Consider the following 26,466-nt stretch of genomic DNA (forward strand, 5'->3'; position numbering starts at 1 on the left):
CCTGTCCCTCGAGCCTGCTGATAAAGTCCTATCCTGATTTTTCTACAATGAGAAATATTCGGCACTTTAGCATCCTGCCTTGAAATGAAGCCATATTTAAGATATATTTTTTAATGGATAAATAGGGATACTTGGGAGGCTTACACATGGAAAATCGTTTTGCAGTCATTCTAGCAGCTGGTCAAGGTACACGTATGAAATCCAAGCTTTATAAAGTTCTGCACCCTGTTTGCGGCAAACCAATGGTTCAGCATGTAGCAGATGAAATGTCAAAATTAAACCTTGCTAAAATGGTGACAATTATTGGACATGGCGCAGAAATGGTGAAAGCACAGCTTGGAGAAAAAAGTGAATATGCTCTGCAAAGCGAGCAGCTTGGAACCGCTCATGCGGTGATGCAAGCTTCAAGCCAGCTCCATGATCTTGATGGTACGACGATCGTAGTATGCGGAGATACGCCGCTGATTACGTCTGAAACGATGGAGAATCTTCTTTCCCATCACAGCGAAACAAACTCAAAAGCAACCATTCTGACAGTTAAAGCAGAGGATCCAGCCGGTTATGGCCGTATCGTCCGCAACAGCTCAGGACTTGTTGAGAAGATTGTCGAGCACAAAGACGCTTCAGCAGAAGAGCGGAAAATTGATGAGATCAATACCGGTACATACTGCTTTGATAACAAAATGCTGTTCGAAACGCTGAGCAAAGTTTCGAATGACAACGTACAAGGTGAATACTACTTGCCTGATGTGATTGAAATTCTTAAGAACGAAGGCCAGGTGGTTTCTGCCTATCAAACTGACTCATTTGAAGAATCACTCGGGGTAAATGACCGCGTCGCGCTTTCACAAGCAGAAAAATATATGAAGAAACGCATCAATACCTTCCATATGCGCAATGGGGTTACCCTGATCGATCCTGACCAGACTTACATTTCAGCTGATGCTGAGATTGGCAGAGATACCATGATTTATCCAGGGACGATAATTAAAGGGAATGCTAAAATCGGAGAAGACTGCGAAATTGGCCCTAACACTGAGATTAAAGACAGTGTAATAGGCGACCGCACAGTGATTCGCCAATCAGTAGTTCACGATAGTGAAATTGGTAAGCAAGTCGCAGTGGGGCCGTTTGCTCATATTCGTCCGCAGTCCTCTGTTTCGGATGAAGTGAAAATCGGCAACTTTGTGGAAATCAAGAAAACATCTATGGGCAAAGGAAGCAAAGCCTCTCACTTGAGCTACATCGGCGATGCAGAAATCGGTTCAGATGTTAACCTTGGCTGCGGTTCGATCACAGTGAACTACGATGGGAAGAATAAGGCTCTAACAAAGGTGGAAGATGGGGCATTTATCGGATGCAATTCTAACTTGATTGCACCTGTAACGGTTGGAAAAGGAGCCTATGTTGCAGCAGGCTCAACGATTACAGAAGATGTGCCGGGTCAAGCGCTATCGGTTGCACGCGCTAGACAAGTCAATAAAGAAGACTATGTCGGCCGTCTGAGCATGAATCAAAATTCTAATTCCTAATTGGAGGTTCACCACATTATGTCAAATCAGTACGGTGATGCAAATTTAAAGATTTTCTCACTGAATTCTAATCCCGGTCTTGCGGAAGAAATAGCAAATGTTGTAGGCGTTCAGCTTGGAAAATGTTCCGTTACCCGTTTCAGTGACGGCGAAATTCAAATCAACATTGAAGAAAGTATCCGCGGCTGTGACGTATACATCATTCAGTCTACAAGCGGACCTGTTAACGAACACCTGATGGAACTTTTGATTATGATTGATGCATTGAAACGTGCTTCTGCCAAAACGATTAACATTGTTATGCCTTATTACGGATACGCCCGTCAAGATCGTAAAGCGCGCGCGCGCGAGCCGATTACAGCGAAGCTTGTGGCGAATCTTCTTGAAACAGCAGGAGCGGACCGTGTTATCACTTTAGACTTGCACGCACCTCAGATTCAAGGATTCTTCGATATTCTGATTGACCACTTAATGGGTGTTCCGATCCTTGGAGATTACTTCAGCAAAAAGGATCTTAAAGATATCGTAATCGTTTCCCCGGACCACGGCGGAGTAACCCGTGCCCGTAAGCTGGCAGATCGTCTGAAAGCACCGATTGCCATCATCGACAAACGCAGACCGCGCCCTAATGTGGTTGAAGTGATGAATATCGTCGGTAACATTGAAGGAAAAACAGCGATTCTGATTGATGACATTATTGATACAGCTGGTACGATTACACTTGCAGCTAATGCACTCGTTGAAAACGGCGCATCTGAAGTGTATGCATGCTGTACACACCCTGTTCTGTCAGGCCCTGCAATCGAGAGAATCCAGAATTCCAAGATTAAGGAGCTTGTTGTAACAAACTCCATTGCGCTTACGGAAGAAAAGAAAATCGATAAGGTGATTGAACTCTCCGTAGCTCCCCTTATTGGTGAAGCAATCATCCGTATTCATGAAGAGCAATCTGTAAGTACACTGTTCGATTAATCCATCCTTATGTTTAGACCGGACGAATTGTGGGAATTGACTATAATAAGCAATTATCACGATGTTAGGAAGGTGTAGGACATGAGCACAACGATTAAAGCGAAAGAAAGAAAAGATTTAAAAAAATCCGCTACACGGGCAATTCGATTGCAAGGCCATGTGCCTGGCATCATATATGGATTTAAAACAGATAACAAAGCTGTCTCCATTGACAGCATCGAGCTATTGAAGGTTCTGCGTGATGAAGGACGCAACGCAATCATTCAGCTTGATGTAGATGGTAAAAAGCATTCAGTAATGGTTAATGATATGCAGCGCGACACCATGAAGAACGAAATTTTGCATGCTGACTTTTTAGCTGTAAATATGAATTCTGAAGTGGATGTAGAAGTCCCGCTTACCTTAACCGGTGAATCGCAGGGCGTAAAAGACGGAGGAGTGCTTCAACAGCCTCTTTACCAGATTTCCGTTACAGCGAAGCCAAACGATATCCCGCAAACGATTGAAGTGGATATTTCAAGCCTTGCTGTCAATGAAACGCTGACTGTATCCGATTTGAAGGATTCCAAAAAATATACAATCAATCATGAAGATGATGAAGTTATCGCTTCTATTCTTCCTCCTCAAGCAGAAGAAGAAATTGATTCTGGCGAAGAGCAGGAGCCTGGTGAGCCTGAAAACGCTGAAGGGCGTGAAGGGGAAGACGAGGCTGAATAAAAGAATAACTAAGCCGGGCTGGCCAAAACATACTGTTTTGTGCCAGCCTCTTTTCTATGTGCCAAAACTTTTTTATAATATAATGGAGAAATTAAGAAGAAAAATTGGCTGGGAAACATCCGCCAGTTTTTATTTATAAAGGTGGGAATCACTTGAAAGTTTTTGTTGGGCTCGGAAATCCAGGGAAACAATATGCAGAAACACGTCATAACGCTGGTTTCATGGTAATTGATGAACTGGCTCACCGTCTGTCGATCCCGCTTGACCGCTCCAAATTCAACGGGGTGTATGGCATTGGTTTTGCAGGAGGGACGAAGGTTTTACTCATTAAGCCGCTTACATATATGAATTTATCTGGAGAGTGTGTCCGTCCTCTTATGGATTTCTATGAGGTGCCAGATGAAGACATGGCGGTCATTTATGATGACCTTGATTTGCCGGCAGGAAAAATCAGGCTCCGTACAAAGGGCAGCGCAGGCGGTCATAATGGCATCAAGTCCATGATCCAGCACTTTGGCACACAGGAGTTCAATCGTGTCCGGATCGGGATCGACCGTCCGCCAAGCGGGATGAAAGTGCCGGACTATGTACTCGGTCAATTTTCAAAGGACGAGCAGCCCCTTATTAAAGAAGCTGTAATCCGATCAGCAGATGCCTGCGCAGAATGGCTGAACAAACCATTTCTTCAGGTAATGAACGAGTTTAATCAGTCCAAGTAAGTATAATGGGTTCCTCAAGCGTTTATACTATCTGTAAAAAGCTTTTGGAGGAACTATGGGTTACCACTACTATTGCCGCCATTGCGGCACAAAAGTCGGCACATTGGAAAATGAGGCTATTCATAGCGGAGAATTAGGTTTTCACTACCTAACAAGTGAAGAGAGACAGGAAATGATCCGCTACATGGCGAATGGAGATATAGAGGTAAAAACTATTTGTGAGGATTGCCAGGAAGCGCTCGATCGGAACCCTGCTTTCCACCAGGTAGAAAAATTCATACAATAAAAAGCTTTGGCTTTTAGTCCCAAAGCGTTTTTCTATTTGTCCGCCTGCATGGAGACAAATTTTGCGGAAGGAGGGAAATGCATGAAAAGTCTGCATTCGTTTTTTTATTCAAACGAAGATTTTAAAACCATTGTTACCGGTCTGAAAGAAGGATTGAGAGAGCAGCTGCTGGCTGGGCTGTCCGGTTCGGCAAGAACCCTTTTCACATCCTCTTTATATATGGAAACAGGAGAATCTGTCCTCGTTGTTACACACAACCTCTACCAGGCTCAAAAGGTATTTGAGGATTTGGCAAACTTAGCGGGCGGTAATGTTTTTCTCTATCCTGTTAATGAACTGATTGCTTCTGATATGGCGGTAGCCAGTCCGGAGCTGATGGCTCAGAGGATGGAAGTGCTGAATCATTTGGCATCTGGTAAAAAAGGCATTGTGGTTGCACCGGCTGCTGCATTGCGGAGACTGCTTCCAGCCAAAAGCATGTGGAATGCAAGCCAGAAAACACTTTCGGTCGGAGATGAACTGGATACGGATTCATTTTTCAGCTGGCTTTCCCAAATTGGCTATGAACGGGCCAACATGGTTTCGGCACCGGGGGAATTCAGTGTTCGCGGGGGTATTATTGACCTTTATCCGCTGACGGAGGAAAATCCCGTCCGGATTGAACTGTTTGATATTGAAGTGGACTCCATCCGTTCCTTTGACCTTGCGGATCAGCGTTCATTGAAAAAAATGGAGAGCATCGTGCTTGGTCCTGCCAAAGAAATTCTGCTGCAGCGTGAGCATCTTGAGCGCTGCGAAGAGCAATTAGAAGCAGGACTTTCCAAATCCTTAAAAAAACTGAAAAATGACCAGCAGAAGGAATTACTGCTCCAGAATGTCCAATATGAGCTTGAAATGCTCAGGAATGGCCAAGTTACAGAGGAAATGCATAAATATCTTTCCTTCTTCTATGAAAAGCCTGCTAGTTTACTAGATTATTTTGATGGTACTGCAACCGTTGTGATGGATGAGATCAGCCGTATTCATGAAATGATGGAGCAGCTTGAATCGGAAGAAGCGGAATGGATTACGAGCATGCTTGAAAGCGGGAAGATTGTTCATGACGTAAAAATTTCCCATGAGCAGCCTCTGGCACTTCCTTCCAACCCAATCGTATACCTTTCTTTATTTTTAAGACATGTTCCTCATACAAGTCCTCAAAATATTTTAAACGTATCGTGCAAGCAAATGCAGAATTTTCACGGCCAGATGAACGTCTTGAAGGGCGAGCTGGACCGATGGAATAAAGGGAAGTTCATCACCGTCTTTCTGGGAGCAAGCGCAGAGCGGGTGCAAAAGCTCGAGCAGGTGCTTCAAGACTATGACATGTCCGCATCAATCATAAAAGACGGGGACCTGCTTAAACCGGGAAAAGCTTATATCCTAGAAGGGGATCTGCAAACTGGCTTTGAGCTTCCATTGCAGAAGATTGCGGTCATAACAGAAGAAGAACTGTTCAAAAAGCGCGTAAAGAAGCAGCCTAGACGCCAAAAGCTATCGAATGCGGAGCGGATTAAGAGCTACTCAGAGCTTCAAACAGGTGATTATGTCGTTCACATTAATCATGGGATTGGAAAGTATTTAGGGATTGAAACCCTTGAAATCAACGGCAACCATAAGGATTATCTTCATATCCGCTACCAGGGCTCTGACAAACTTTACGTTCCGGTAGAGCAAATCGATCAGGTTCAGAAATACGTTGGATCGGAAGGGAAAGAGCCGAAAATTTACAAGCTGGGCGGAAACGACTGGCGCCGGGTGAAGAAAAAGGTAGAAACATCCGTTCAGGATATTGCGGATGATTTAATCAAGCTATATGCAGAAAGGGAAGCAAGCAGAGGCTACGCCTTTTCTCCGGATGGAGAAATGCAGCGCGATTTCGAGGCTGCGTTCCCTTATCAGGAAACAGAGGATCAGATTCGTTCCATTCATGAAATTAAAATGGATATGGAGCGGGAACGCCCGATGGACCGGCTTCTTTGCGGAGATGTTGGCTACGGGAAAACGGAGGTCGCCATCCGGGCAGCCTTCAAGGCTATTGCTGACGGAAAGCAGGTAGCACTCCTTGTTCCAACGACCATACTGGCCCAGCAGCACTACGAAACCGTTCGCGAACGGTTCCAGGACTATCCTATGACTGTCGGTCTTCTAAGCAGGTTCCGCACCCGCAAGGAAATGAATGAAACGACAAAAGGCTTGGAAAATGGAACGGTAGACCTTGTTATAGGAACGCACCGTCTTCTTTCCAAGGATGTTAAATATAAAAATCTGGGACTTCTCATTATTGATGAGGAGCAGCGCTTTGGTGTTACCCATAAAGAAAAAATCAAGCAAATGAAAGCAAATGTGGACGTGCTGACGCTTACCGCGACTCCAATTCCAAGAACACTGCACATGTCGATGCTCGGGGTCAGGGATTTGTCTGTTATAGAGACACCGCCTGAAAACCGCTATCCGGTTCAGACATATGTGGTCGAGAACAACGGAGGGCTTGTCAGAGAATCCATCGAACGGGAGCTCTCAAGAGGCGGGCAGGTATACGTTCTATACAACCGGGTGGAGGATATCAGCCGCAAAGCCGATGAAATTTCAATGCTTGTTCCGGACGCAAGGGTGACGTATGCCCATGGGAAAATGACGGAGAATGAACTGGAATCCGTCATGCTTAACTTCCTTGAAGGCCAGTCCGACGTTCTCGTCAGCACAACAATCATTGAAACAGGAGTCGACATTCCGAACGTGAACACCCTCATTGTGTATGATGCCGATAAAATGGGTCTTTCCCAGCTCTATCAGCTTAGAGGGCGTGTCGGCCGTTCAAGCAGAGTCGCATATGCTTACTTCACATACCGCAAGGACAAAGTTCTGACAGAGGTTGCAGAAAAAAGGCTGCAGGCGATAAAAGAATTTACGGAGCTTGGATCAGGATTCAAAATAGCGATGCGCGATTTATCCATTCGCGGCGCAGGAAACCTTCTTGGAGCACAGCAGCATGGCTTCATTGATTCCGTCGGATTTGATTTGTATTCCCAGATGCTTAAAGAGGCTATTGAAGAACGCAAAGGCGATGCACCGAAGGAAAAAGCATTTGAGCCGGAAATCGATCTGGATCTGGATGCTTACATTCCAGAGGCGTACATTTCAGATGGAAAACAGAAAATCGATATGTACAAACGATTCAGAGCCATTACAACAGAAGAAGATCTGGCAGAGCTGCAAGAAGAAATGACGGATCGCTTCGGCACGTATCCGTCTGAAGTAAGCTATCTCTTTAAAGTGGCTGAAGCGAAACTTCTTGCTATTCGTGAAAAAGTCGAAATCATTAAAGAAGCAAAAGACGTGATTTACATGTCCATCAATGAGGAAGCCAGCCAGCGCACAGATGGCCAAAAGCTGTTTGAATTAAGCAGCCAGTACGGCCGCAAGGTAGGTCTCGGAATGGACGCGAACAAACTGAAAATTTCTGTACAGACAAAGGGCTTAAGTGCAGAAGAGCGTTTATCCATTTTGCTCGGTCTTCTTAAAGGGCTAAAGCATGTGAAAAAGGAAGAAATTTCAGCCAGCTGATCATCTGCTTATTTTTTCATTTATTGTGTGTATATTACCTTTATTGTGAAGGATACTAACTTCAACAAATGGTGACGGCTGCAGTAACATGGAGCCATCACCTGGTATCAATTCACAAGATGAAAGTGAGGCAGCAATAGATGAAGGCAACTGGCATTGTTCGTCGAATTGATGATTTAGGACGTGTGGTTATTCCGAAAGAAATCCGCAGAACGCTTCGTATCCGCGAAGGGGATCCGCTGGAAATTTTTGTAGACCGCGACGGCGAAGTCATTCTGAAGAAATATTCACCAATAAGTGAACTTGGAGATTTTGCAAGGGAGTACGCGGACGCTCTTTACGACAGCATGGGCCACCCGGTGCTGATTTGTGACAGAGACGCTTTCATCGCAGTTTCCGGAAGTTCAAAAAAGGAATACATGAACCGCAACATCAGCGAAGACATTGAACGATCTATGGAAGAAAGAAGCTCCATTCTTAAAACTGATGCCGGAGAGCTTCAGCTTCTTGAAGGGGTCAAAGAAGAAGTCAAAGCCTATACCATTGGCCCGATTATCGCAAATGGAGATCCAATTGGCGCAGTCGTTATCTTCTCCAAAGAAGGAACACTTGGCGAAGTGGAGAAAAAAGCGGTAGAAACAGCAGCCAGCTTCCTTGCACGCCAAATGGAGAACTAGGTTTCGATCTTATTATATGTACTACGAAAAGGCAGCCTCCGGGCTGTCTTTTAATGTATGGAGAACCTATTTGAGCATCTGGATAAAAACGTTTGGATTTTGTCTAGTGCAGGACCCCGCGCTGTTAGCTGAACATCCTTAATTACAAGACGCCTCCGCTTTTCATGGTGTCCAGCTCCGGGCGCTGTGCCGCAGGGCCATTTCACCCCCTCGGTCGAGGGCCTTCACGATGAAGGCCCGTTCAGCGTTGCGACAGGACGTCGCGCTCTTAGCTGAACAACCTTACTTGAGCGCCTCTCGGTCGGGAGCTCCACCGTCTTTCACGGAGGCCTGCAGGAGGCAGGCCAGTTCTGCGTTGCGGCAGGACGCCGCGCTTTTAGCAGAACCTCCTTACTAGAAGCGCCCTCCGCATTTCAAATTGTCCAGCTGCGGCGTCTAGCCCCTCGAGGTCATAAGTGAATTATCCTGCGGAAGGAAAAACCGCCTTCCTCCGGAGAATTCTCTTATGCTTGTCGGGGCTGGACAAGACGCCTCCGCTTTTCTCGTGATATAATATCCTCGTCAGTGAATTTGGAAGGAGAATGGGGATGGCTGTGCCGTCTAGAAAGAGCGTTATTTGGCAGGGGGCTTTCGTTTTGACGATTGCCGGTTTGCTTACAAAAATAATGAGTGCCGCCTATCGCGTGCCTTATCAAAATATCGTTGGAGATATTGGATTTTACATATATCAGCAGGTTTATCCGTTTTACGGAATATCCATTATGCTTGCTACATCAGGATTTCCGATTATCGTTTCGAAGCTGTTCGCTGAATATGGTGAAGGGCACAACCCTGCTGACTTGAGAAAAATTTGGAAAGTCAGCAGTTTATTTCTTGTGTTTACCGGACTTTTTTCATTTTCTCTTTTGTATGCCGGTTCTGGATGGATCGCGGGCATTATGGGAGACATGCATCTTAAACCATTAATTGAAATTATCTCATTTTCTTTTTTGCTCGCTCCCTTCATATCTGTGCTACGGGGTTATTTTCAGGGAATGCATCATATGTTTCCTACGGCTCTTTCCCAGGTAGTTGAGCAGGCATTTCGTGTGGTTACGATCATAGGTGTTGCCTATATTCTGCTGAAAAATGGGCGCAACTTTTATGAGGCAGGGCAAGGGGCGCTTTTTGGGTCTCTTACCGGAGGAGCTGCTGCCCTGATTGTCCTGGCTGTCTACTGGTTCCGCAGGGATCACAGGGAGCTAAACGGGCCTTTGAGTCCTTCTACAATCAGGACATGGGATTTATTAAAAGACTTAATTCTATTTACATTTACAATCTGTGTCAGCAGCCTGCTGCTGATTTTAATTCAGCTCGTTGACGCTCTGCAGCTGTTTTCAATGCTGATCAATAAAGGCATGGATCCGACTGCTGCAAAAACAGCCAAGGGAATTTACGACCGGGGACAGCCCCTGATTCAGCTTGGAACCGTCGTTGCCACCTCACTATCCTTGTCTCTTGTTCCTTTGATTTCCAGTGCGAAGCGCAGAAATGATGAGAAGTTTATTAAGGATAAAATTAATTTATCGATTAAGGTGTGTTTAGCTGTTGGAGCGGGTGCTACAGCAGGGCTGATCGGCATTGTCGAGGAAACGAATATTATGCTTTTCCGGAACAATTACGGGTCAGACATTTTAGGGATTTTGAGCCTGTCCATTCTGTTTACATCCTTATCGATGACAATCGCTGCTATTCTTCAAGGATTGAATCAAACTATTTACCCTGCTATATCCGTTATTGCAGGTGTCATCATAAAAGTTGCTTTAAACATTGTGCTGATTCCCCGTTATGAAGCGGATGGAGCTGCTGTTGCGACCGTCGCGGCCTTCTTCGTTGTGACGGTGATGAATATTTATTTTCTCAGAAAAAAGCAGTACAAGCTTCACGAGTACCGGAGTATTATCAAAATCGTTCTCTCTTCTGTACTCATGCTTGCCGTTTTAAAAGGCTATATGGCAGGTTTTGAGTGGGTGCTTGGAAGAAACAGAGCACTTGCCTCCATTGAGGCCATAACAGCAGTCGCGGTTGGCGGCGCCGTCTACATGTTTGCTGTCATCAAATTAAATGTTTTTAACAGCGATGAACTGGATATTGTTCCATTCGGCACAAAAATCCGGCTGTGGTCGCAGAAGAAAAGGGATGTGAAAAAATGAACACCATTCATATAGCCGGCCTCGGCGCTGGCGACATCAACCAGCTTCCGCTTGGAATTTACCGTCTTCTCCAATCCTCAAACCGGGTTTATACAAGAACGATGGACCACCCTGTTCTGGAAGAACTGAGGAATGAAATAACGATAACCGGCTCTTTTGATGAAATGTACATGCAGCATTCGAAGTTCGAGGATGTATATGAAGAAATCGCTTCTTTCCTGATCAAAGAGGCAGCCGATGGAGATGTCGTCTACACGGTCCCGGGACATCCGATGGTCGCTGAAAAAACGGTTCAGATTTTGCTTGAGGAATCGAAGCATCATCCATTCCAAGTCCGTGTCGCAGGAGGACAAAGCTTTTTGGATGCGACCTTCGCATCGCTGAACATTGATCCAATTGAAGGTTTTCAAATGATGGATGCCCTGACTCTTAAAAGAGGAGATTTGCAATTCACCCAGCATATCATTTTATGTCAGGTATATGATCAGATGGTGGCGTCTGAGGTCAAGCTCACCCTTATGGAAGAGCTGCCTTTTGATTATGAGGTTTACATCGTTACAGCTGCAGGAAGCAAGCAGGAAGAAATTCTTAAGGTTCCGCTATTTGAACTGGACCGGGTTTCCACTGTCTCCAACCTTACCAGCCTCTATATTCCGCCTGTTCAGGATGAAAAGCTCCTTTATCACCGGTTTGATGCTTTCAGGGGAATTATTGCCTCGCTGCGGGGACCAGGAGGATGTCCTTGGGATCAGAAGCAGACCTTCCAATCGCTGAAAAAGTATTTGATTGAAGAATGCTATGAGCTCCTGGATGCGATTGAGTCAGAGGACATCGACCATATGATTGAGGAAATGGGAGACGTGCTTCTTCAAGTTGTCCTGCAGGCACAGATTGGAGAAGACGAAGGACTTTTCTCTATCGATGAAGTCATCCGGACCATTTCTGAAAAAATGGTGCGGCGTCACCCTCATGTCTTTGGCAGCATAAAAGCCGATACGGCAGAAGAGGTGCTAATAAACTGGGAAGAAATTAAGAAAGCGGAAGGAAAAGCACCTGCAGAGTCATTGCTTGATTCCGTTCCCGGGGCTTTGCCGGCCCTTTCGAAGGCGTATCAGCTTCAGAAAAAGGCTGCAAAAGCAGGCTTTGACTGGGATAAGGCCGAGGATGCATGGCTTAAGGTAAAAGAAGAGATCCTGGAGTTTGAAGAAGAGCTTAAAGAAAATCCCGGTGAAGATAATAAAGCACTTCTTAAGGAATTCGGTGATGTCTTATTTGCACTTGTAAACATCGGAAGATTCCTGAAAATCGAACCTGAAGAAGCGCTGTCCTCAACAAATCAGAAATTCACCTCGCGTTTTCAATATATTGAAAAGAAAGCGAAAGATAATGGAGAAGTCCTCGAAGAATTGACGCTTGAAAAAATGGACAGCTACTGGGATGAAGCAAAAGGATTGGAATAGACAGAAAGAAGGGGTTTGAAATGAGACTAGATAAATTTCTGAAGGTATCCAGACTGATTAAACGCCGCACGCTGGCAAAGGAAGTTGCCGATCAGGGACGTATTGAAATCAATGGAACTGCCGCAAAGGCAAGCTCCAATGTAAAAGAAGGGGATGAAATGGTCATCCGCTTTGGCCAAAAGCGTGTGACCGTCCGCATCGACCATTTAAAAGAAACAACGAAAAAAGAAGCGGCAGCCGAAATGTACACAATTATTAAAGAAGAAAAACTAGGCGAGAACTGATTCTGCTTGACTGGGCTTGTTCTTTTTCTCCCGTTTTGCTCATAGATATAAGCAAAACGATATGAGAAGCGGGGGTACAGAGGATGAATTACTATCAGCAAAATCAGCCTCAGACAAATACAGTACCGGAAAACCATGATCTTGTGATGAAAGGCAGAAAACTCCTTGAAATTACAGGTGTTAAAGAAGTAGAAAGCTTTGATAATGAAGAGTTTCTGCTGGATACGGTTATGGGAGCATTGGCGGTCCGCGGTGAAAATCTTCAGATGCAGAACCTTGATGTGGATAAAGGAATTGTGTCCATTAAGGGCCGCATACTGGACATTGTTTACCTGGACGAACAGCATGCGGAGAAAGCTAAAGGATTCTTTAGCAAATTATTTAAATGACGTTAACAGTACAGTTTTATACCATGTTTGCCATGGCAGGAATGGGAGCATGGCTTGGAGCAGCCCTGGATACATATAGAAGATTTCTTGTCCGTTCCAAAAGGGCCGGCTGGGTTGTTTTCTTTCATGATCTGGTGTTTTGGCTGCTCCAAAGTGTTCTCTTTTTTTATGTGCTGCTTCTTGTAAATGAAGGGGAACTGAGAATTTACATGTTCCTCGCCATTTTATGCGGTTTCGCTGCTTATCAAAGCCTGCTAAAGGGTATATACCTGGCAGTCTTAAATTTTTTTATCCGAACCGTCGTGCTTATCTTCAAGCTTTTCGCGGGAATCGTAAACTTTGTTCTGATTAAACCCATTAAGGGATTTATCACTTTAATTGCAGTTATCATCATCGGTTTGATGAATCTTTTTTGGAAAATATTAAAATGGGCGTTTCTTTTTATCTGGGGAGCCGTTAAAATCGTATTAGCACCTGTACGATGGGCCTTGCTTCTCATCTGGAAAATGCTTCCCGGTTTTTTGAAAACATTTTTTTCGAGAATCTTTTCAAAAGCGGAAGGAATTACGAATCAAGCCAAGAACTTATTGATTAGTGCGTGGAAATCGATCAAACGAATCACTGGAAAGTGAGGGAAAGTATAAATGTCAGCAGAAAGAAGCCATAAAGTGACGCAGCTTCAATCCCAATACATGCAGCAGCAGGAGCGCAATGATCAAATCCTAAAGCGCAGAAAAAGAGGTCTATTTCGCCGTTTAACCGTCTTTGGAGCCATCGTCGCTTTATTCGCGATTTTTATTATTACAGGAATGATCAATCAGTCAGCAGCCCTTTCAGAACAAGCCGAGCAAAAGGACAAGCTAACGGGTGAGCTGAATGATCTGAAAAAAGAACAAAGTATGCTTGAAGAAGAAATCGGCAAGCTTAACGACGATGACTATATTGCAGAACTTGCGAGAAGAGATTATTTCCTCTCTGGAGAGAATGAAATTATTTTCAGTTCACCGGACAAAAAATAGCCTTTATTGACACTATGATTTTGGTTTAGGTATAATTAAAGAAATGATGATTTTTTTATCAGTTTAAGGAGGAGCATTTTTTTTATGTCCATTGAAGTTGGCAGCAAGTTACAAGGTAAAGTAACTGGTATTACGAATTTCGGAGCTTTTGTTGAGCTTCCGGGAGGTTCCACGGGTCTAGTTCACATAAGCGAAGTAGCCGATAATTACGTGAAAGACATTAACGACCATCTTAAAGTTGGCGACATGGTTGAAGTAAAAGTCATCAACGTTGAAAAAGATGGAAAGATCGGTCTATCGATTAAGAAAGCAATCGACCGTCCAGACCGTCCTGAACGTCCTGAGCGTCCTCGTCAGGATCGCCCGCGTACAGACCGTCCGCACCGCGGTGGCGGAGGCGGAGCAGGAAGAAACGAATTCCGTCCTAAAGAGAATTTTGAACAAAAGATGAGCCGCTTCCTTAAAGACAGTGAAGACCGGTTATCTTCTCTTAAAAGAAATACAGAATCAAAACGCGGCGGACGCGGAGCAAAAAGAGGCTAACTTGCTGCTGTCAATATAGATAAAAACACTCCTTTGGGGTGTTTTTTTGTATTCCTATCGAATGACTCAGTGGAAGAAAGCCGGTCAATTTACGGTTTCTTGAAAAAATTTAAAATTAGTCTTGACTGAAAACCCAAAGCTTTGTATTATAGAACTTGTGCTTCATAGGACAGCAAGCCTGTTTGAAAGAAGCGCAGCCCGCACGGCCTTGGCAGGTCGCGCATATATTTGGCGGTGTAGCTCAGCTGGCTAGAGCGTACGGTTCATACCCGTGAGGTCGGGGGTTCGATCCCCTCCGCCGCTACCAATTTTTTAAAAAAGAATTATGAGGCCCGTTGGTCAAGCGGTTAAGACACCGCCCTTTCACGGCGGTAACACGGGTTCGAATCCCGTACGGGTCATCATTCCATTGAAAACTTCCTATAGTGGAAGTTTTTTTCGTTTAAAGAAAAGTTTTATTCAAAGACCCTCATCCTGAACACAGGCGAGCAGTCCCGTCCAATTTAGCAGGATCCTTCTTATAAATATACCTTCATCCAGTAATCCGCTTTTATTGCTCCCGTTACCCCCTATAACTCTAGTGCGGAGCCAAAATCAACAGGCAAGTTTAATAATCTCAAATTTTATTCCAAATAGTTTTCAGTCTTTTCTACATGTTCATTGAAATGACGTCAGCAATCTTCTTTTTCTTTTGTAAATGCTGGGAGATTCCCTCTAAATCATGAAGGAACAAGCTGAAACCGTCGAACGCTTTCTTGGTCAAGCACCCTTGTTTTGACAAAATCCATTTTTTCCGTCCGCTATAATTACCTCAACAAACCGATTTGGGGGTATGTATAGTGCAGAAAGCTGAAAGAAGATTAATGGAACCAATTACCGGAGCAGCGATTGAAAAAACACAGCATGCAATTCAAAGATCTACGAAAAGAGCGGGTGCCTATTTTCAATCCATTCTGTTTCATAAAGGACTTCTATATATGTTTATCGGATTTTTACTTGGACGAGCTATCATCCTAACTGAGATCCTGCCGTTTGCCCTTCCGTTCTTTGGAGTCCTCTTCTTAATGAAGAAAGACAAGGCGCTGATCGGGGCCCTGTCACTGGCGGCCGGAGGACTGACAATCTCGCTGGAAACTTCCCTCATCATTACATGCCACCTGCTGTTCTTCTTATTTTTGCAAAAGGCCGGTGCCTTTATATTTAAGGATCGGGTACGGACACTGCCTTTCATCATCCTGCTCGCCGTAGCGGGGACAAGGATAGCCTTCACCTTCGCAGTATATGGGACGATTTCCTCCTATGATGCGATGATGGCCGGAGTAGAAGCCGGTTTGGCGTTTATCCTTACTCTCATTTTTCTGCAAAGCATTCCGCTCATCTCCAGTCCGCGGTATAAGCAGTCACTGAAATCAGAGGAAATCATTTGTCTGATGATTCTCATTGCTTCGGTAATGACCGGTTTAACCGGAGTCTCTTATATGGACTTCAAAGCGGAGCACGTTTTTTCCAGATACATGGTCTTGTTATTTGCCTTTATCGGAGGATCAAGCATCGGCTGTACCGTCGGGGTAGTAACCGGTCTGATCTTAAGTCTTGCAAATGTAGGAAACCTGTACCAAATGAGTCTGCTGGCATTTTCAGGTTTGCTCGGCGGACTATTAAAAGAAGGGCAGAAGCTTGGGGCGGCAGCAGGCTTGCTCATCGGGTCAATGCTGCTGTCCCTGTACGGCGGCGGTACGTCCGATCTCATGGCCACTATGGTGGAATCCATGGCTGCAATTGTTTTGTTTTTCCTTACACCAAAAGGAATTACAGCGAGTCTTGCGAAGCACATCCCTGGAACAAATGAACATGCGATGGAACAGCAGCTGTACGCTACGAGAATAAGAGATGTCACCGCGCATCGGGTGGATCAGTTCTCTGGAGTATTTGAAGCCCTGTCCCAAAGCTTTAACGCCTTCTATGAAAAGGGAGAGGCGGACTCGGCAAGGGAAACGGATTTATTTTTAAGTACGATTACAGAAAAAACATGCCATCATTGCTATAAAAAAGAAAAGTGCTGGGTCAATAATTTTCAAGCTACCTATGATCTAATGACACAGGTGACAAATGAGACGAGTGCGGATACGTATTCAGTTAACCGAAAACTGAAGAAGGAATTTCATGCACATTGCTCTAAGGCGACTCAGGTAGAAGTGGCCATTGAACAGGAGCTCAATGAGTTTAAAGCGAATCAGAAATTGAATAAGCAAGTACAGGAGAGCCGCAGACTGGTAGCTGAACAGCTGCTTGGCGTCTCCAAGGTAATGGAGGACTTTTCCCGGGAAATCAGACGTGAGCGGGAAAATCACTTTTTACTGGAAGAGCAGATACTAGAAGCTCTCCAGAATTTCGGAGTGGAAATCGGTCATGTTGAAATATACAGCTTGGAGCAGGGGAATGTAGACATGGAAATGTCGATCCCGTTTTGCCAGGGCCATGGCGAATGCGAAAAAATCATTGCTCCAATGCTTTCAGATATATTGGAAGAGCAGGTCATAGTGAAGCACGAGGAGTGCGGCCTGTATCCAAACGGATTCTGCCACGTATCATTCGGTTCAGCCAAGAGCTTTAAAGTAGATATCGGAGCGGCGCATGCTGCAAAAGGAGGCGGGCTCGTTTCAGGAGACAGCTATTCTATGATTGATTTGGGGGTTGGAAAATATGCCATTGCCATAAGCGACGGAATGGGAAATGGAGCAAGAGCACAGTTTGAAAGCAACGAAACCATTAAGCTCCTTGAAAAAATCCTGCAATCGGGGATTGATGAAAAGGTGGCGATTAAAACCGTCAACTCGATTCTGTCTCTTCGAACGACAGATGAAGTGTACTCAACACTTGATTTGGCTATTGTAGATTTGCAGGATGCCATGTGCAAATTCCTTAAGATCGGTTCAACGCCAAGCTTTATCAAACGGGGGGATAAAGTGATAAAAATACAGGCGAGCAATTTGCCGATTGGAATTATCGAAGACTTTGATGTGGATGTGGTAGGCGAGCAGCTTAAAGCAGGGGATTTGCTTATCATGATGAGCGACGGGATTTTTGAAGGACCTAAACATGTAGAGAATCATGAAATTTGGATGAAGAGAAAAGTAACGGAGCTGGAAACAAATGATCCTCAGGAGGTGGCGGATTTAATCATGGAAGAGGTCATCAGGACCCGTTCCGGAAAAATCGATGATGATATGACGATCATCGCGGCGAAGATTGAACATAACACTCCAAAATGGGCGGCAATTTCTACAAACCGCTATTTTCAAAAGAAAAAGCAGAGTGTTTCCTAAAGGGTTGCTGTTCACCCAAAGCAGACGGGCAGCGGAACCAAGGTAAATTTCAAAGCACGTCCAATTTAATAGTATGAAAATTGTACTTCTGTGGCAAGGCTGATAGATATCAGACCTAACAGGAGGGGAAAGCAATGAATCGAGGAAGAATTAAACAGATCCTGCTCATCACTGACGGATGTTCCAATCATGGAGAGGACCCGGTCGCAATGGCAGCGTATGCCAACGAGCAAGGGATCACAGTAAACGTAATTGGGGTGGTGGATGAAAAGGTTATTGATGAGGCCGCTATGAGAGAGATTGAGAGCATTGCAGCTTCCGGAGGCGGAGTCAGCCAGACGGTCTACACTCAAGTGCTGTCTCAAACGGTACAAATGGTCACAAGAAAAGCGATGACGCAAACCATCCAGGGGGTCGTCAACAAAGAGCTTCAGCAAATTCTCGGGAAAAAGGTTTCAATGGAGGAGCTGCCGCCTGATAAGAGGGGGGAAGTTATGGAGGTAGTAGACGAGCTGGGGGAAACCATGCATTTAGAAATGGTCATCATGGTCGACGCAAGTGCGAGCATGACACCGAAGCTCCCTACTGTAAAAGAGGCGCTGCTGGACCTATCCATCAGCCTGAATTCCCGGATTGGCGAAAATGAGTTCTCTGTATGTGTATTTCCTGGGAAACGTGCGGATGTGGAGACAGTTATAGACTGGACACCTCGGCTGGAGTCCATATCCTCGGTATTTTCCCGGCTTTCGGCTGGAGGGCTGACCCCGACAGGACCCGCAATTCGCGAGGGGGCCGCTCTTTTCAGCAAAAAAAGAGGAAGCCGAAAAGACCTGCTGGATGATGAGGGGTATCGCTATGAAGGTGGCCGATAAAGTACTCCCCGGAACGAAAATCAAGGGGAAGTGGCATCAGAACGAATACACCGTGATCAAGTCTCTCGGAAAAGGAGCGAACGGAGCGGTCTATTTAGTTCAGAGAAGCAGCGGACTTGCGGCGTTAAAACTGAGTGACAACAGCATGTCCATTACATCTGAAGTGAATGTGCTGAAACACTTTTCAAAGGTCCAGGGGAAAAGCCTTGGGCCTCATTTATTTGATACGGATGATTGGGATCAGGGAGGGGGCAGCCCCGTTCCTTCTTTTTACGTAATGGAATACATAAAAGGCGTTCCTTTTTTGGATTTTGTAAAATCAAGAGGCTCTGAATGGATTCCTGTCCTCCTGCTCCAGCTTCTAGGCAGCTTATCCAATCTGCATGAAGCGGGCTGGGTTTTCGGAGATCTTAAACCGGAAAACCTTCTTGTAACGGATTCGCCCGTTACTGTTAAGATTATTGATGTAGGCGGAACGACGGCAGTAGGCAGATCCATAAAAGAGTATACAGAATTTTTTGACAGAGGGTATTGGGGAATGGGATCCCGCAAAGCGGATCCTGGCTATGATCTTTTTGCGGCAGCCATGATTGCGATCAATGCCGGATGCGGCGGAAGGTTTCTGAAAAACAGCGAGGGAGAAAAGCTTTTATTTGAGAAAATTGACAGTGTACCGCTTCTTTATCAACAGCGGAGTGTTTTAAGGAAGGCATTAAAAGGGCAATATGCCAAAGCGGAAGAGATGAAAAATGAACTGCTTCAATGCCTGGCAGAGCCGGAAACAAGGCGAACTCCTGCAAAGGCGAAGAGAAGCAGATCCGGCCAAAAACAAACGGTTGCAACGTCATCTGCGCAGCCAAAAAGACATACAGCCAAAAAGAAGCCCATTACGAAACGCAAAAGGAACAGCGGCGGCAGTCATTCGAGCAGCGGCTGGATGGATACCTTCATTGTCGTAAGCGGAGTCTTCATATTGTACGCCCTCTACATCTACCATTTTCTGCTTCCGTAAAAATGGTGATTTTGTGAACAAACAGTCTGATTTTTGCGGAAATCCGGATAAAAATGGTACGATATCCTTAGTGCAAAATTGTCAGTAAATGAGGGAGAGACGTGGTACCCTTTATTCAATTTATAAAAAAGCACCAGCTGATCGAGCCCTCTTCAACCATCTTGGCAGGCGTTTCCGGAGGCCCCGATTCGCTTAGTCTGCTGCATATGCTCCTCAGCATCCGAAAAGAATGGGATTTGAATCTCGTTGTTCTTCATGTTGATCACATGTTCAGGGGAAAAGAATCGGAAGAAGAGATGGAGTTTGTCCGGTTCTTTTGCATGGAACATGATGTACCATTTGAATGCTGCCAGATTGATGCAGGAGCATATGCCATTTCCCATCAGATGAGTGCGCAGGAAGCGGCAAGGGCATGCCGGTATCAGTTCTTTGAAAAAATGATGAAGCATTACCGGGCATCAGCCTTAGCGCTTGGCCATCACGGAGACGATCAGGTTGAAACCATATTAATGAGGCTGGTCCGCGGCGGCAAGGGAACGGCACTTGCCGGGATTCAGCCTAAACGGGAGTTTGCCGGCGGATTCATTATACGGCCCCTTCTTGGCATGACTCGGAAGGAAATCCTGGATTATTGCGATAAGGAAAGATTGGCCCCCCGATTTGATCCGAGCAATGAGAAAGAAACCTATACACGGAATAGGTTCCGAAAAAGGATCCTTCCGTTTCTGAAAGAAGAAAACCCTCAGGTGCATGAAAAGTTCCAGTCCTTCAGCGAGAACTTAACGGAAGACGAGCGGTTTTTGCAGGAATTAACGGAGCATGAGATGAATACAGTATGGAGAAGCAAAGACGGTTTTGCAGAGCTTGAAATCGATCTGCTGAAAAGGTTGCCTTTACCTTTACAAAGAAGAGGGATTCAACTAATATTAAACTATCTTTACAAAAGTGTTCCGTCTTCATTATCATCCATACATACAGAAAGCGTTCTATCTTTGCTTTCCCAATCTCACCCTTCCGGATCTCTCCACCTTCCAAATGGTTTAAAGGCCGTTAAATCCTATAACCTCTGCATGTTTACTTTTGAACAAGCAGAATCGGAGCCGTACCAGCTGGAATTGCCGATTCCGGGCGTGGCTATGCTTCCCTCGGGAGGCCGTATAGAAGCGCAGCTGGTTACAGAGAGTCCTGGTGCTGACAGGGGAAAGAACAGCCTTCTTATAAAGCGGGACAACGTCCTGCTGCCGCTTTCAATCCGTTCCAGGAAAAATGGGGACAAACTGAAAGTCAAAGGCATGAATGGCACAAAAAAAGTCAAAGATATATTTATTGACAAGAAGATCGCAATAGAAGCCAGGAATCAGTGGCCGGTTCTTGAAGACGCAAATGGAACGATTTTGTGGCTGCCGGGTCTGACGAAATCAGCCTGGGAGGAAAATGATTGGTCTGAGGGCGAATTCATTTTTTTACAATATCATCAACAAGGATCTTCTAGGGGGCAAAACACGAATGATGAAACAGGATATTGAAAAAATCTTGGTTACAGAAGAAGAAATACAGGCAAAAGTTAAAGAATTGGGAACACTGTTAACTGAAGAGTACAAAGAAACCTTTCCTTTAGCTATTGGAGTACTAAAAGGTGCACTGCCTTTTATGACCGATCTTCTTAAGCACATCGATACATATTTGGAAATGGATTTTATGGATGTTTCAAGCTACGGTTCATCAACTGTCTCCTCAGGGGAAGTAAAGATCCTAAAGGATCTGAACACTTCTGTCGAAGGCCGCGACATCCTTATCATAGAAGATATTATCGACAGTGGTTTAACATTAAGCTATCTTGTGGAATTATTCAGGTATCGGAAAGCCAAGTCCATCAAGATTGTCACTCTTTTGGATAAGCCGAGCGGAAGAAAAGCGGACATCCAGGCTGACTATGTTGGATTTGAAGTGCCGGATGCCTTTGTTGTAGGATACGGGCTCGATTATATTGAGCGCTACCGTAATCTTCCTTACGTCGGCGTTTTGAAACCCCGCGTTTACCAAAACACCAACTGAGGATTAAGGCCTGAATAAATGGCGCCATATTGTTTGTATTGGCATGATTTTCTATGATACTATTTAAACTAATTGTGTCTACTGTGGAGGAGGTAAGGAATGAAACGGATCTTCCGAAATACGATCTTTTATTTACTCATATTTTTGGTTGTGATCGGAATCGTTAGTACCTTTAACGGTCAAAATCCGAAAACAGAACCATTGACTTACACCAATTTCGTTTCGAAATTAGAAGCGGGAGACGTTAAGCAGATAACGGCAAAACCCGTACGCGGTGTTTTTGAAGTAAAAGGACAGCTTAAAGGCGCTAAGAAAGATGAATACTTTTTGACTCATGTTCCAAGCGAGTCAATCGATCAGATTACAGCAGCTGCAAAATCAAGCCAGACGGAATTTCAGCCTGCTGAAGAAACAAGCGGATGGGTGACTTTTTTCACATCCATCATTCCTTTTGTCATCATCTTCATTCTTTTCTTCTTCCTGCTTAATCAGGCTCAGGGCGGCGGAAGCCGTGTAATGAACTTCGGCAAAAGCAAAGCGAAGCTGTACAGCGAAGAAAAGAAAAAGGTTAAGTTTAAAGATGTAGCAGGAGCAGATGAAGAAAAGCAGGAGCTTGTGGAGGTCGTTGATTTCCTTAAAGATCCCCGCAAATTCTCTGAACTCGGTGCCAGAATTCCTAAAGGTGTTCTCCTTGTGGGACCTCCGGGTACAGGTAAAACGCTTCTTGCACGTGCAGTAGCGGGCGAAGCCGGCGTGCCGTTTTTCTCCATAAGCGGTTCAGACTTCGTAGAAATGTTCGTTGGGGTCGGTGCATCCCGTGTACGTGACCTATTCGAAAATGCGAAAAAGAATGCACCATGTATTATCTTTATTGATGAAATTGATGCAGTTGGACGCCAGCGCGGAGCCGGTCTTGGCGGAGGCCATGATGAGCGCGAGCAAACGCTGAACCAATTGCTTGTTGAAATGGATGGTTTCAGTGCCAATGAGGGAATCATCATTGTCGCCGCAACAAACCGTGCTGATATTCTTGACCCGGCGCTTCTTCGTCCGGGACGTTTTGACCGCCAGATTACAGTAGACCGTCCAGATGTAAAAGGACGCGAAGCGGTGCTGAAGGTTCATTCCCGCAACAAGCCTCTTGACAACTCTGTTGATTTGAAAGCTATTGCGATGAGAACACCAGGCTTCTCCGGTGCAGATCTTGAGAACCTGCTTAACGAAGCAGCACTTGTGGCTGCCCGTACAAACAAGAAGAAAATCGACATGCTTGATATTGATGAAGCAACAGACCGCGTAATCGCAGGACCAGCGAAGAAAAGCCGTGTTATTTCTGAAAAAGAGCGCAACATTGTCGCATATCATGAAGGCGGCCATACAATTATCGGCCATGTCCTTGATGAAGCTGAAATGGTACATAAAGTAACCATCGTACCGCGCGGCCAGGCAGGCGGTTATGCCGTTATGCTTCCTAAGGAAGACCGTTACTTTATGACAAAGCCAGAACTTCTTGATAAAATTACCGGCCTTCTTGGAGGACGCGTGGCAGAGGAAATCGTATTCGGCGAAGTCAGCACAGGAGCTTCAAATGACTTCCAGAGAGCGACAGGAATTGCCCGCCGTATGGTTACAGAATTCGGTATGTCTGATAAGCTTGGACCGCTTCAGTTTGGCCAGTCCCAAGGACAAGTGTTCTTAGGCCGCGATATTAACAACGAGCCAAACTATAGTGATGCCATCGCTCATGAAATCGATATAGAGATTCAAAACTTTATTAAAGTGAGTTATGAGCGTGCCAAAACCATTCTTACAGAAAACCGCGACAAGCTTGAGCTTGTAGCTAAAACTCTTCTTGAAGTAGAGACACTTGATGCGAAGCAAATCGATCACCTGATGAAGCACGGCAAGCTTCCGGAGCGAATCGAAGACCTTGAAGACACAAGTGATTCTTCAGATGTAAAAATTAACATTCAGAGAAAGACAGAAGAACCATCTCCATTGGATGATCCTGAACGTCCGGAACTGAAAAAAGACTGACCCATTTATAAGACCGCATTCTTCCGGGAATGCGGTCTTTTGTATGAAAGAAGCAGATAGAGTGGAGCACGTTGCCGTCTTGTTTTACCTGTTTTATGATATGATGGTGGCGGAATGTTTTACAAAGACTTAGAGAAACTATATAGAGTGGTGAAAATCGTTGATTTTAGTATTGGATGTCGGGAATACAAATACAGTTATCGGTGTGTATGAAAAAGAAGAGCTGAACTATCATTGGCGGATTGAAACAAGCCGTAATAAGACAGAAGATGAGTTTGGCATGCTGTTTACATCTCTTTTTGAGCATGTTGGAATTTCCTTTAAGGATTTTGAGGGAATCATCATTTCTTCTGTAGTTCCTCCTATCATGTTCTCACTTGAACGTATGTGCAAAAAGTACTTTGATATCAAACCCCAGGTTGTCGGACCGGGCATCAAAACCGGTTTGAATATTAAATATGAAAACCCGAGAGAAGTAGGGGCAGACCGGATTGTGAATGCGGTAGCGGGAATCCACCTCTACGGAAGTCCGCTGATCATTGTTGATTTCGGTACAGCGACTACTTATTGCTATATTAACGAGGATAAACAATATATGGGCGGAGCGATTGCGCCGGGAGTGAATATTTCAACAGAAGCGCTCTATTCAAGAGCAGCCAAGCTTCCAAGAATTGAAATTGCAAGGCCTGAGAATATCATTGGCAAAAATACAGTGAGCGCGATGCAATCCGGTATTTTATTTGGCTATGTCGGCCAAGTCGAGGGGATTGTAAGGAGAATGAAGGAGGAAACCGGCCAAAATCCGAAGGTTATCGGTACTGGCGGTTTAGCGGGTCTTATTGCGAATGAATCCAATACGATTGATATCGTGGATCCCTTCTTAACCTTAAAAGGGCTGCAGCTGATTTACAGCAGAAATCAATAATTCACATACAGGAGCAGGATCCTGAAGGGGGCATTTATAGAATGGACTACTTAGTAAAAGCATTGGCATATGATGGACAAGTCCGCGCATATGCTGTTAAATCCACCGATACCGTCGGAGAGGGCCAAAGAAGGCATCAAACCTGGCCAACCGCTTCAGCTGCGCTGGGCAGAACACTGACGGCCGGCTTAATGCTTGGAACGATGCTAAAAGGCAATGATAAATTGACAATTAAAGTGGAAGGGAACGGTCCGCTTGGCCCGATTCTTGTAGATGCGAATGCTAAAGGGGAAGTAAGAGGATATGTTACCCATCCGCAGACTCACTTTGATTTAAATAAATTCGGGAAGCTGGATGTGGCCCGCGCTGTTGGTACAGAAGGAATGCTGACCGTAGTTAAGGATCTTGGCATGAGAGAGCATTTTACAGGGCAGGTTCCAATTGTTTCAGGAGAACTCGGTGAGGATTTCACGTATTACCTTGTTTCATCCGAACAGGTTCCGTCTTCTGTAGGAGTCGGTGTGCTTGTCAACCCGGACAATACCATTCTTGCTTCAGGAGGATTCGTTGTCCAGCTTTTACCGGGAGCAGAAGAAGAAACAATTGCGAAAATTGAAGAGCGGCTGACAGCGATGGAGCCGATCTCTAAGCTCATTGAAAAAGGCTTGTCTCCAGAGCAAATCCTGGATGAGGTTCTAGGGGAAGGAAATGCAAAGATTCTTGAGACCTTGCCGGTATCCTTTCAATGCCAATGTTCGAAAGAGCGATTTGGTTCAGCAATCATCAGCCTTGGAACGAAAGAAATCGATGAGATGATTGAAGAAGATGGCCAGGCGGAAGCTCAGTGTCATTTCTGCAATGAAATCTATATTTTTTCTAAAGAAGAGCTTGAAGAACTGAAAGCAGAATCTAAATAATACGGAGCCAGGGAGTGGGGAAATGAACAAAAGAGCCCTGTGGTTCGTGATTATTGGACTTGCCGTTTTGAATCTCGGAACATTTCTTTATTTTATGAAAAAAGAACCAGCTCCGGCAGAATCATCCGAAACGGTAGCGAAAATCGGCCAAACAGAAGTAACGAGAGAAGAATGGCTTGCACAGCTTGAAAACCGGTTCGGAAAAGAAACGCTCGAACAAATGGTGAACAGCCGTGTTGTTGAAGAGCTTTCAAAGAAATATAAAATTAACGTCAAGGATGAAACCATCGACCGGGAGCTTGATATATTTAAGGCTTCCTCCAATGTAACGGAGAGTGAAGGCCTGGAAAATGAAAAAGAATGGCGGAAACAGATTCGCTACAGCATTTTGCTTGAGGAGCTGTTAACGAGAGATGTGAATGTTTCCGAAGAAGCGATGAAGACCTACTATAGCAAAAACAAAGCTCATTATACGTTCGAAGATGCTTATCACCTTTCGCATATTGCATTAAGAAGTGAGAAGCAGGCAGAAGAAGTAATCAACGAGCTGAAAGCAGGCTCCAGTTTTCAAGCACTTGCTGAGGAACATGCATCTGCTGCGGAACAGCAGGGAGATCTTGGTTTCATTACTGAAGGTCAGGCGTCTGTACCGAGGGCTTATATGAAAGCGGCTGGTTCTATGAAAGCCGGGGGATACAGCGGCCAGCCGGTAAAGACTGAAAAGGGGTACGCAGTTTTATTTTTAAATGAGAAAATAAACGGCCGGACCTATTCATACAATGAGGTAAAAGAGCAGATCCGCCGCCAGCTTGCACTTGAGCAGATGGAGGGGGAGGTCTCAGTAAAACCTCTGTGGGAAGAAGCAAAAGCAGAATGGTTTTATGGGCAAAAAGATTGACAATTCCGAATTGTATTGGTAGATTTTA

The 26,466-nt window shown here is 44.9% G+C and carries 23 protein-coding genes and 2 tRNA genes; all 25 read left to right on the plus strand.

The window, feature by feature from the left end:
* Window positions 1–146: 146 nt before the first annotated feature.
* A complete protein-coding gene (glmU, locus tag J9317_RS00340) occupies window positions 147–1,532 on the plus strand; it encodes a bifunctional UDP-N-acetylglucosamine diphosphorylase/glucosamine-1-phosphate N-acetyltransferase GlmU (RefSeq protein WP_211555629.1) in 1,386 nt (461 codons plus the stop codon).
* Window positions 1,533–1,550: 18 nt separating this feature from the next.
* Window positions 1,551–2,504, plus strand: coding sequence for a ribose-phosphate diphosphokinase (locus tag J9317_RS00345; protein WP_211555631.1), 954 nt, complete (start codon window positions 1,551–1,553; stop codon window positions 2,502–2,504).
* A gap of 81 nt (window positions 2,505–2,585) precedes the next feature.
* Window positions 2,586–3,221, plus strand: coding sequence for a 50S ribosomal protein L25/general stress protein Ctc (locus tag J9317_RS00350; protein ID WP_211555634.1), 636 nt, complete (start codon window positions 2,586–2,588; stop codon window positions 3,219–3,221).
* 152 nt (window positions 3,222–3,373) lie between these two features.
* Entirely contained in the window at window positions 3,374–3,940 is a 567-nt protein-coding gene (gene pth / locus J9317_RS00355) for an aminoacyl-tRNA hydrolase (RefSeq protein ID WP_211555636.1), read from the plus strand.
* 55 nt (window positions 3,941–3,995) lie between these two features.
* Window positions 3,996–4,226: an anti-sigma-F factor Fin gene (gene fin, locus J9317_RS00360; RefSeq protein ID WP_211555638.1), complete on the plus strand. Its 231-nt coding sequence runs from the start codon at window positions 3,996–3,998 to the stop codon at window positions 4,224–4,226.
* 81 nt (window positions 4,227–4,307) lie between these two features.
* Complete coding sequence (gene mfd, locus J9317_RS00365) at window positions 4,308–7,832, plus strand: transcription-repair coupling factor (RefSeq protein ID WP_211555640.1); 3,525 nt, start codon at window positions 4,308–4,310, stop codon at window positions 7,830–7,832.
* 140 nt (window positions 7,833–7,972) lie between these two features.
* The gene (gene spoVT, locus J9317_RS00370) at window positions 7,973–8,509 is read left to right on the plus strand and encodes a stage V sporulation protein T (RefSeq protein WP_211555642.1); all 537 of its coding nucleotides are present in this window, start codon (window positions 7,973–7,975) and stop codon (window positions 8,507–8,509) included.
* 587 nt (window positions 8,510–9,096) lie between these two features.
* The gene (locus J9317_RS00375) at window positions 9,097–10,701 is read left to right on the plus strand and encodes a putative polysaccharide biosynthesis protein (RefSeq protein ID WP_211555644.1); all 1,605 of its coding nucleotides are present in this window, start codon (window positions 9,097–9,099) and stop codon (window positions 10,699–10,701) included.
* The gene (gene yabN, locus J9317_RS00380) at window positions 10,698–12,161 is read left to right on the plus strand and encodes a bifunctional methyltransferase/pyrophosphohydrolase YabN (protein WP_211555646.1); all 1,464 of its coding nucleotides are present in this window, start codon (window positions 10,698–10,700) and stop codon (window positions 12,159–12,161) included. The genes J9317_RS00375 and yabN overlap by 4 nt, the downstream gene beginning before the upstream one ends.
* 20 nt (window positions 12,162–12,181) lie before the next feature.
* Window positions 12,182–12,445, plus strand: a complete 264-nt coding sequence (locus J9317_RS00385) for an RNA-binding S4 domain-containing protein (RefSeq protein WP_211555648.1) — start codon at window positions 12,182–12,184, stop codon at window positions 12,443–12,445.
* 83 nt (window positions 12,446–12,528) lie between these two features.
* Window positions 12,529–12,834, plus strand: a complete 306-nt coding sequence (gene yabP / locus J9317_RS00390) for a sporulation protein YabP (protein ID WP_035412519.1) — start codon at window positions 12,529–12,531, stop codon at window positions 12,832–12,834.
* Entirely contained in the window at window positions 12,831–13,466 is a 636-nt protein-coding gene (yabQ, locus tag J9317_RS00395; RefSeq protein WP_211555650.1) for a spore cortex biosynthesis protein YabQ, read from the plus strand. The genes yabP and yabQ overlap by 4 nt, the downstream gene beginning before the upstream one ends.
* A 12-nt stretch (window positions 13,467–13,478) precedes the next feature.
* Window positions 13,479–13,853 carry an FtsB family cell division protein gene (locus tag J9317_RS00400; RefSeq protein WP_211555652.1) on the plus strand — a complete coding sequence of 125 codons (375 nt, stop codon included), beginning with the start codon at window positions 13,479–13,481 and terminating at the stop codon, window positions 13,851–13,853.
* A gap of 84 nt (window positions 13,854–13,937) precedes the next feature.
* A complete protein-coding gene (locus J9317_RS00405; protein WP_035412509.1) occupies window positions 13,938–14,396 on the plus strand; it encodes a S1 domain-containing RNA-binding protein in 459 nt (152 codons plus the stop codon).
* Window positions 14,397–14,626: 230 nt separating this feature from the next.
* Window positions 14,627–14,703, plus strand: a tRNA-Met gene (locus J9317_RS00410).
* A gap of 22 nt (window positions 14,704–14,725) precedes the next feature.
* Window positions 14,726–14,797: transfer RNA gene (locus tag J9317_RS00415), tRNA-Glu, on the plus strand.
* A gap of 438 nt (window positions 14,798–15,235) precedes the next feature.
* On the plus strand, window positions 15,236–17,722 hold the full coding sequence (gene spoIIE / locus J9317_RS00420) for a stage II sporulation protein E (RefSeq protein ID WP_211555654.1): 2,487 nt from the start codon (window positions 15,236–15,238) through the stop codon (window positions 17,720–17,722).
* A 134-nt stretch (window positions 17,723–17,856) separates the two neighbouring features.
* Entirely contained in the window at window positions 17,857–18,594 is a 738-nt protein-coding gene (locus tag J9317_RS00425) for a VWA domain-containing protein (RefSeq protein ID WP_211555656.1), read from the plus strand.
* Entirely contained in the window at window positions 18,578–19,606 is a 1,029-nt protein-coding gene (locus J9317_RS00430) for a serine/threonine-protein kinase (RefSeq protein WP_249291931.1), read from the plus strand. The genes J9317_RS00425 and J9317_RS00430 overlap by 17 nt, the downstream gene beginning before the upstream one ends.
* 101 nt (window positions 19,607–19,707) lie before the next feature.
* The gene (tilS, locus tag J9317_RS00435) at window positions 19,708–21,132 is read left to right on the plus strand and encodes a tRNA lysidine(34) synthetase TilS (RefSeq protein WP_211555657.1); all 1,425 of its coding nucleotides are present in this window, start codon (window positions 19,708–19,710) and stop codon (window positions 21,130–21,132) included.
* Window positions 21,113–21,661 carry a hypoxanthine phosphoribosyltransferase gene (hpt, locus tag J9317_RS00440; RefSeq protein ID WP_156505819.1) on the plus strand — a complete coding sequence of 183 codons (549 nt, stop codon included), beginning with the start codon at window positions 21,113–21,115 and terminating at the stop codon, window positions 21,659–21,661. The genes tilS and hpt overlap by 20 nt, the downstream gene beginning before the upstream one ends.
* Window positions 21,662–21,760: 99 nt before the next feature.
* Window positions 21,761–23,698 (plus strand): ATP-dependent zinc metalloprotease FtsH, encoded by a 1,938-nt coding sequence (ftsH, locus tag J9317_RS00445; protein ID WP_211555659.1) that lies wholly within the window; start codon window positions 21,761–21,763, stop codon window positions 23,696–23,698.
* Between the two features lie 160 nt (window positions 23,699–23,858).
* Window positions 23,859–24,623, plus strand: coding sequence for a type III pantothenate kinase (locus J9317_RS00450; RefSeq protein ID WP_211555661.1), 765 nt, complete (start codon window positions 23,859–23,861; stop codon window positions 24,621–24,623).
* Between the two features lie 41 nt (window positions 24,624–24,664).
* Window positions 24,665–25,540, plus strand: a complete 876-nt coding sequence (gene hslO, locus J9317_RS00455) for an Hsp33 family molecular chaperone HslO (RefSeq protein WP_211555663.1) — start codon at window positions 24,665–24,667, stop codon at window positions 25,538–25,540.
* A 22-nt stretch (window positions 25,541–25,562) separates the two neighbouring features.
* The gene (locus J9317_RS00460) at window positions 25,563–26,438 is read left to right on the plus strand and encodes a peptidyl-prolyl cis-trans isomerase (protein ID WP_211555665.1); all 876 of its coding nucleotides are present in this window, start codon (window positions 25,563–25,565) and stop codon (window positions 26,436–26,438) included.
* Window positions 26,439–26,466 lie beyond the last annotated feature (28 nt).

The sequence above is a fragment of the Metabacillus flavus genome (assembly GCF_018283675.1).
GTDB classification, from domain to species: Bacteria; Bacillota; Bacilli; order Bacillales; family Bacillaceae; genus Metabacillus_B; species Metabacillus_B flavus.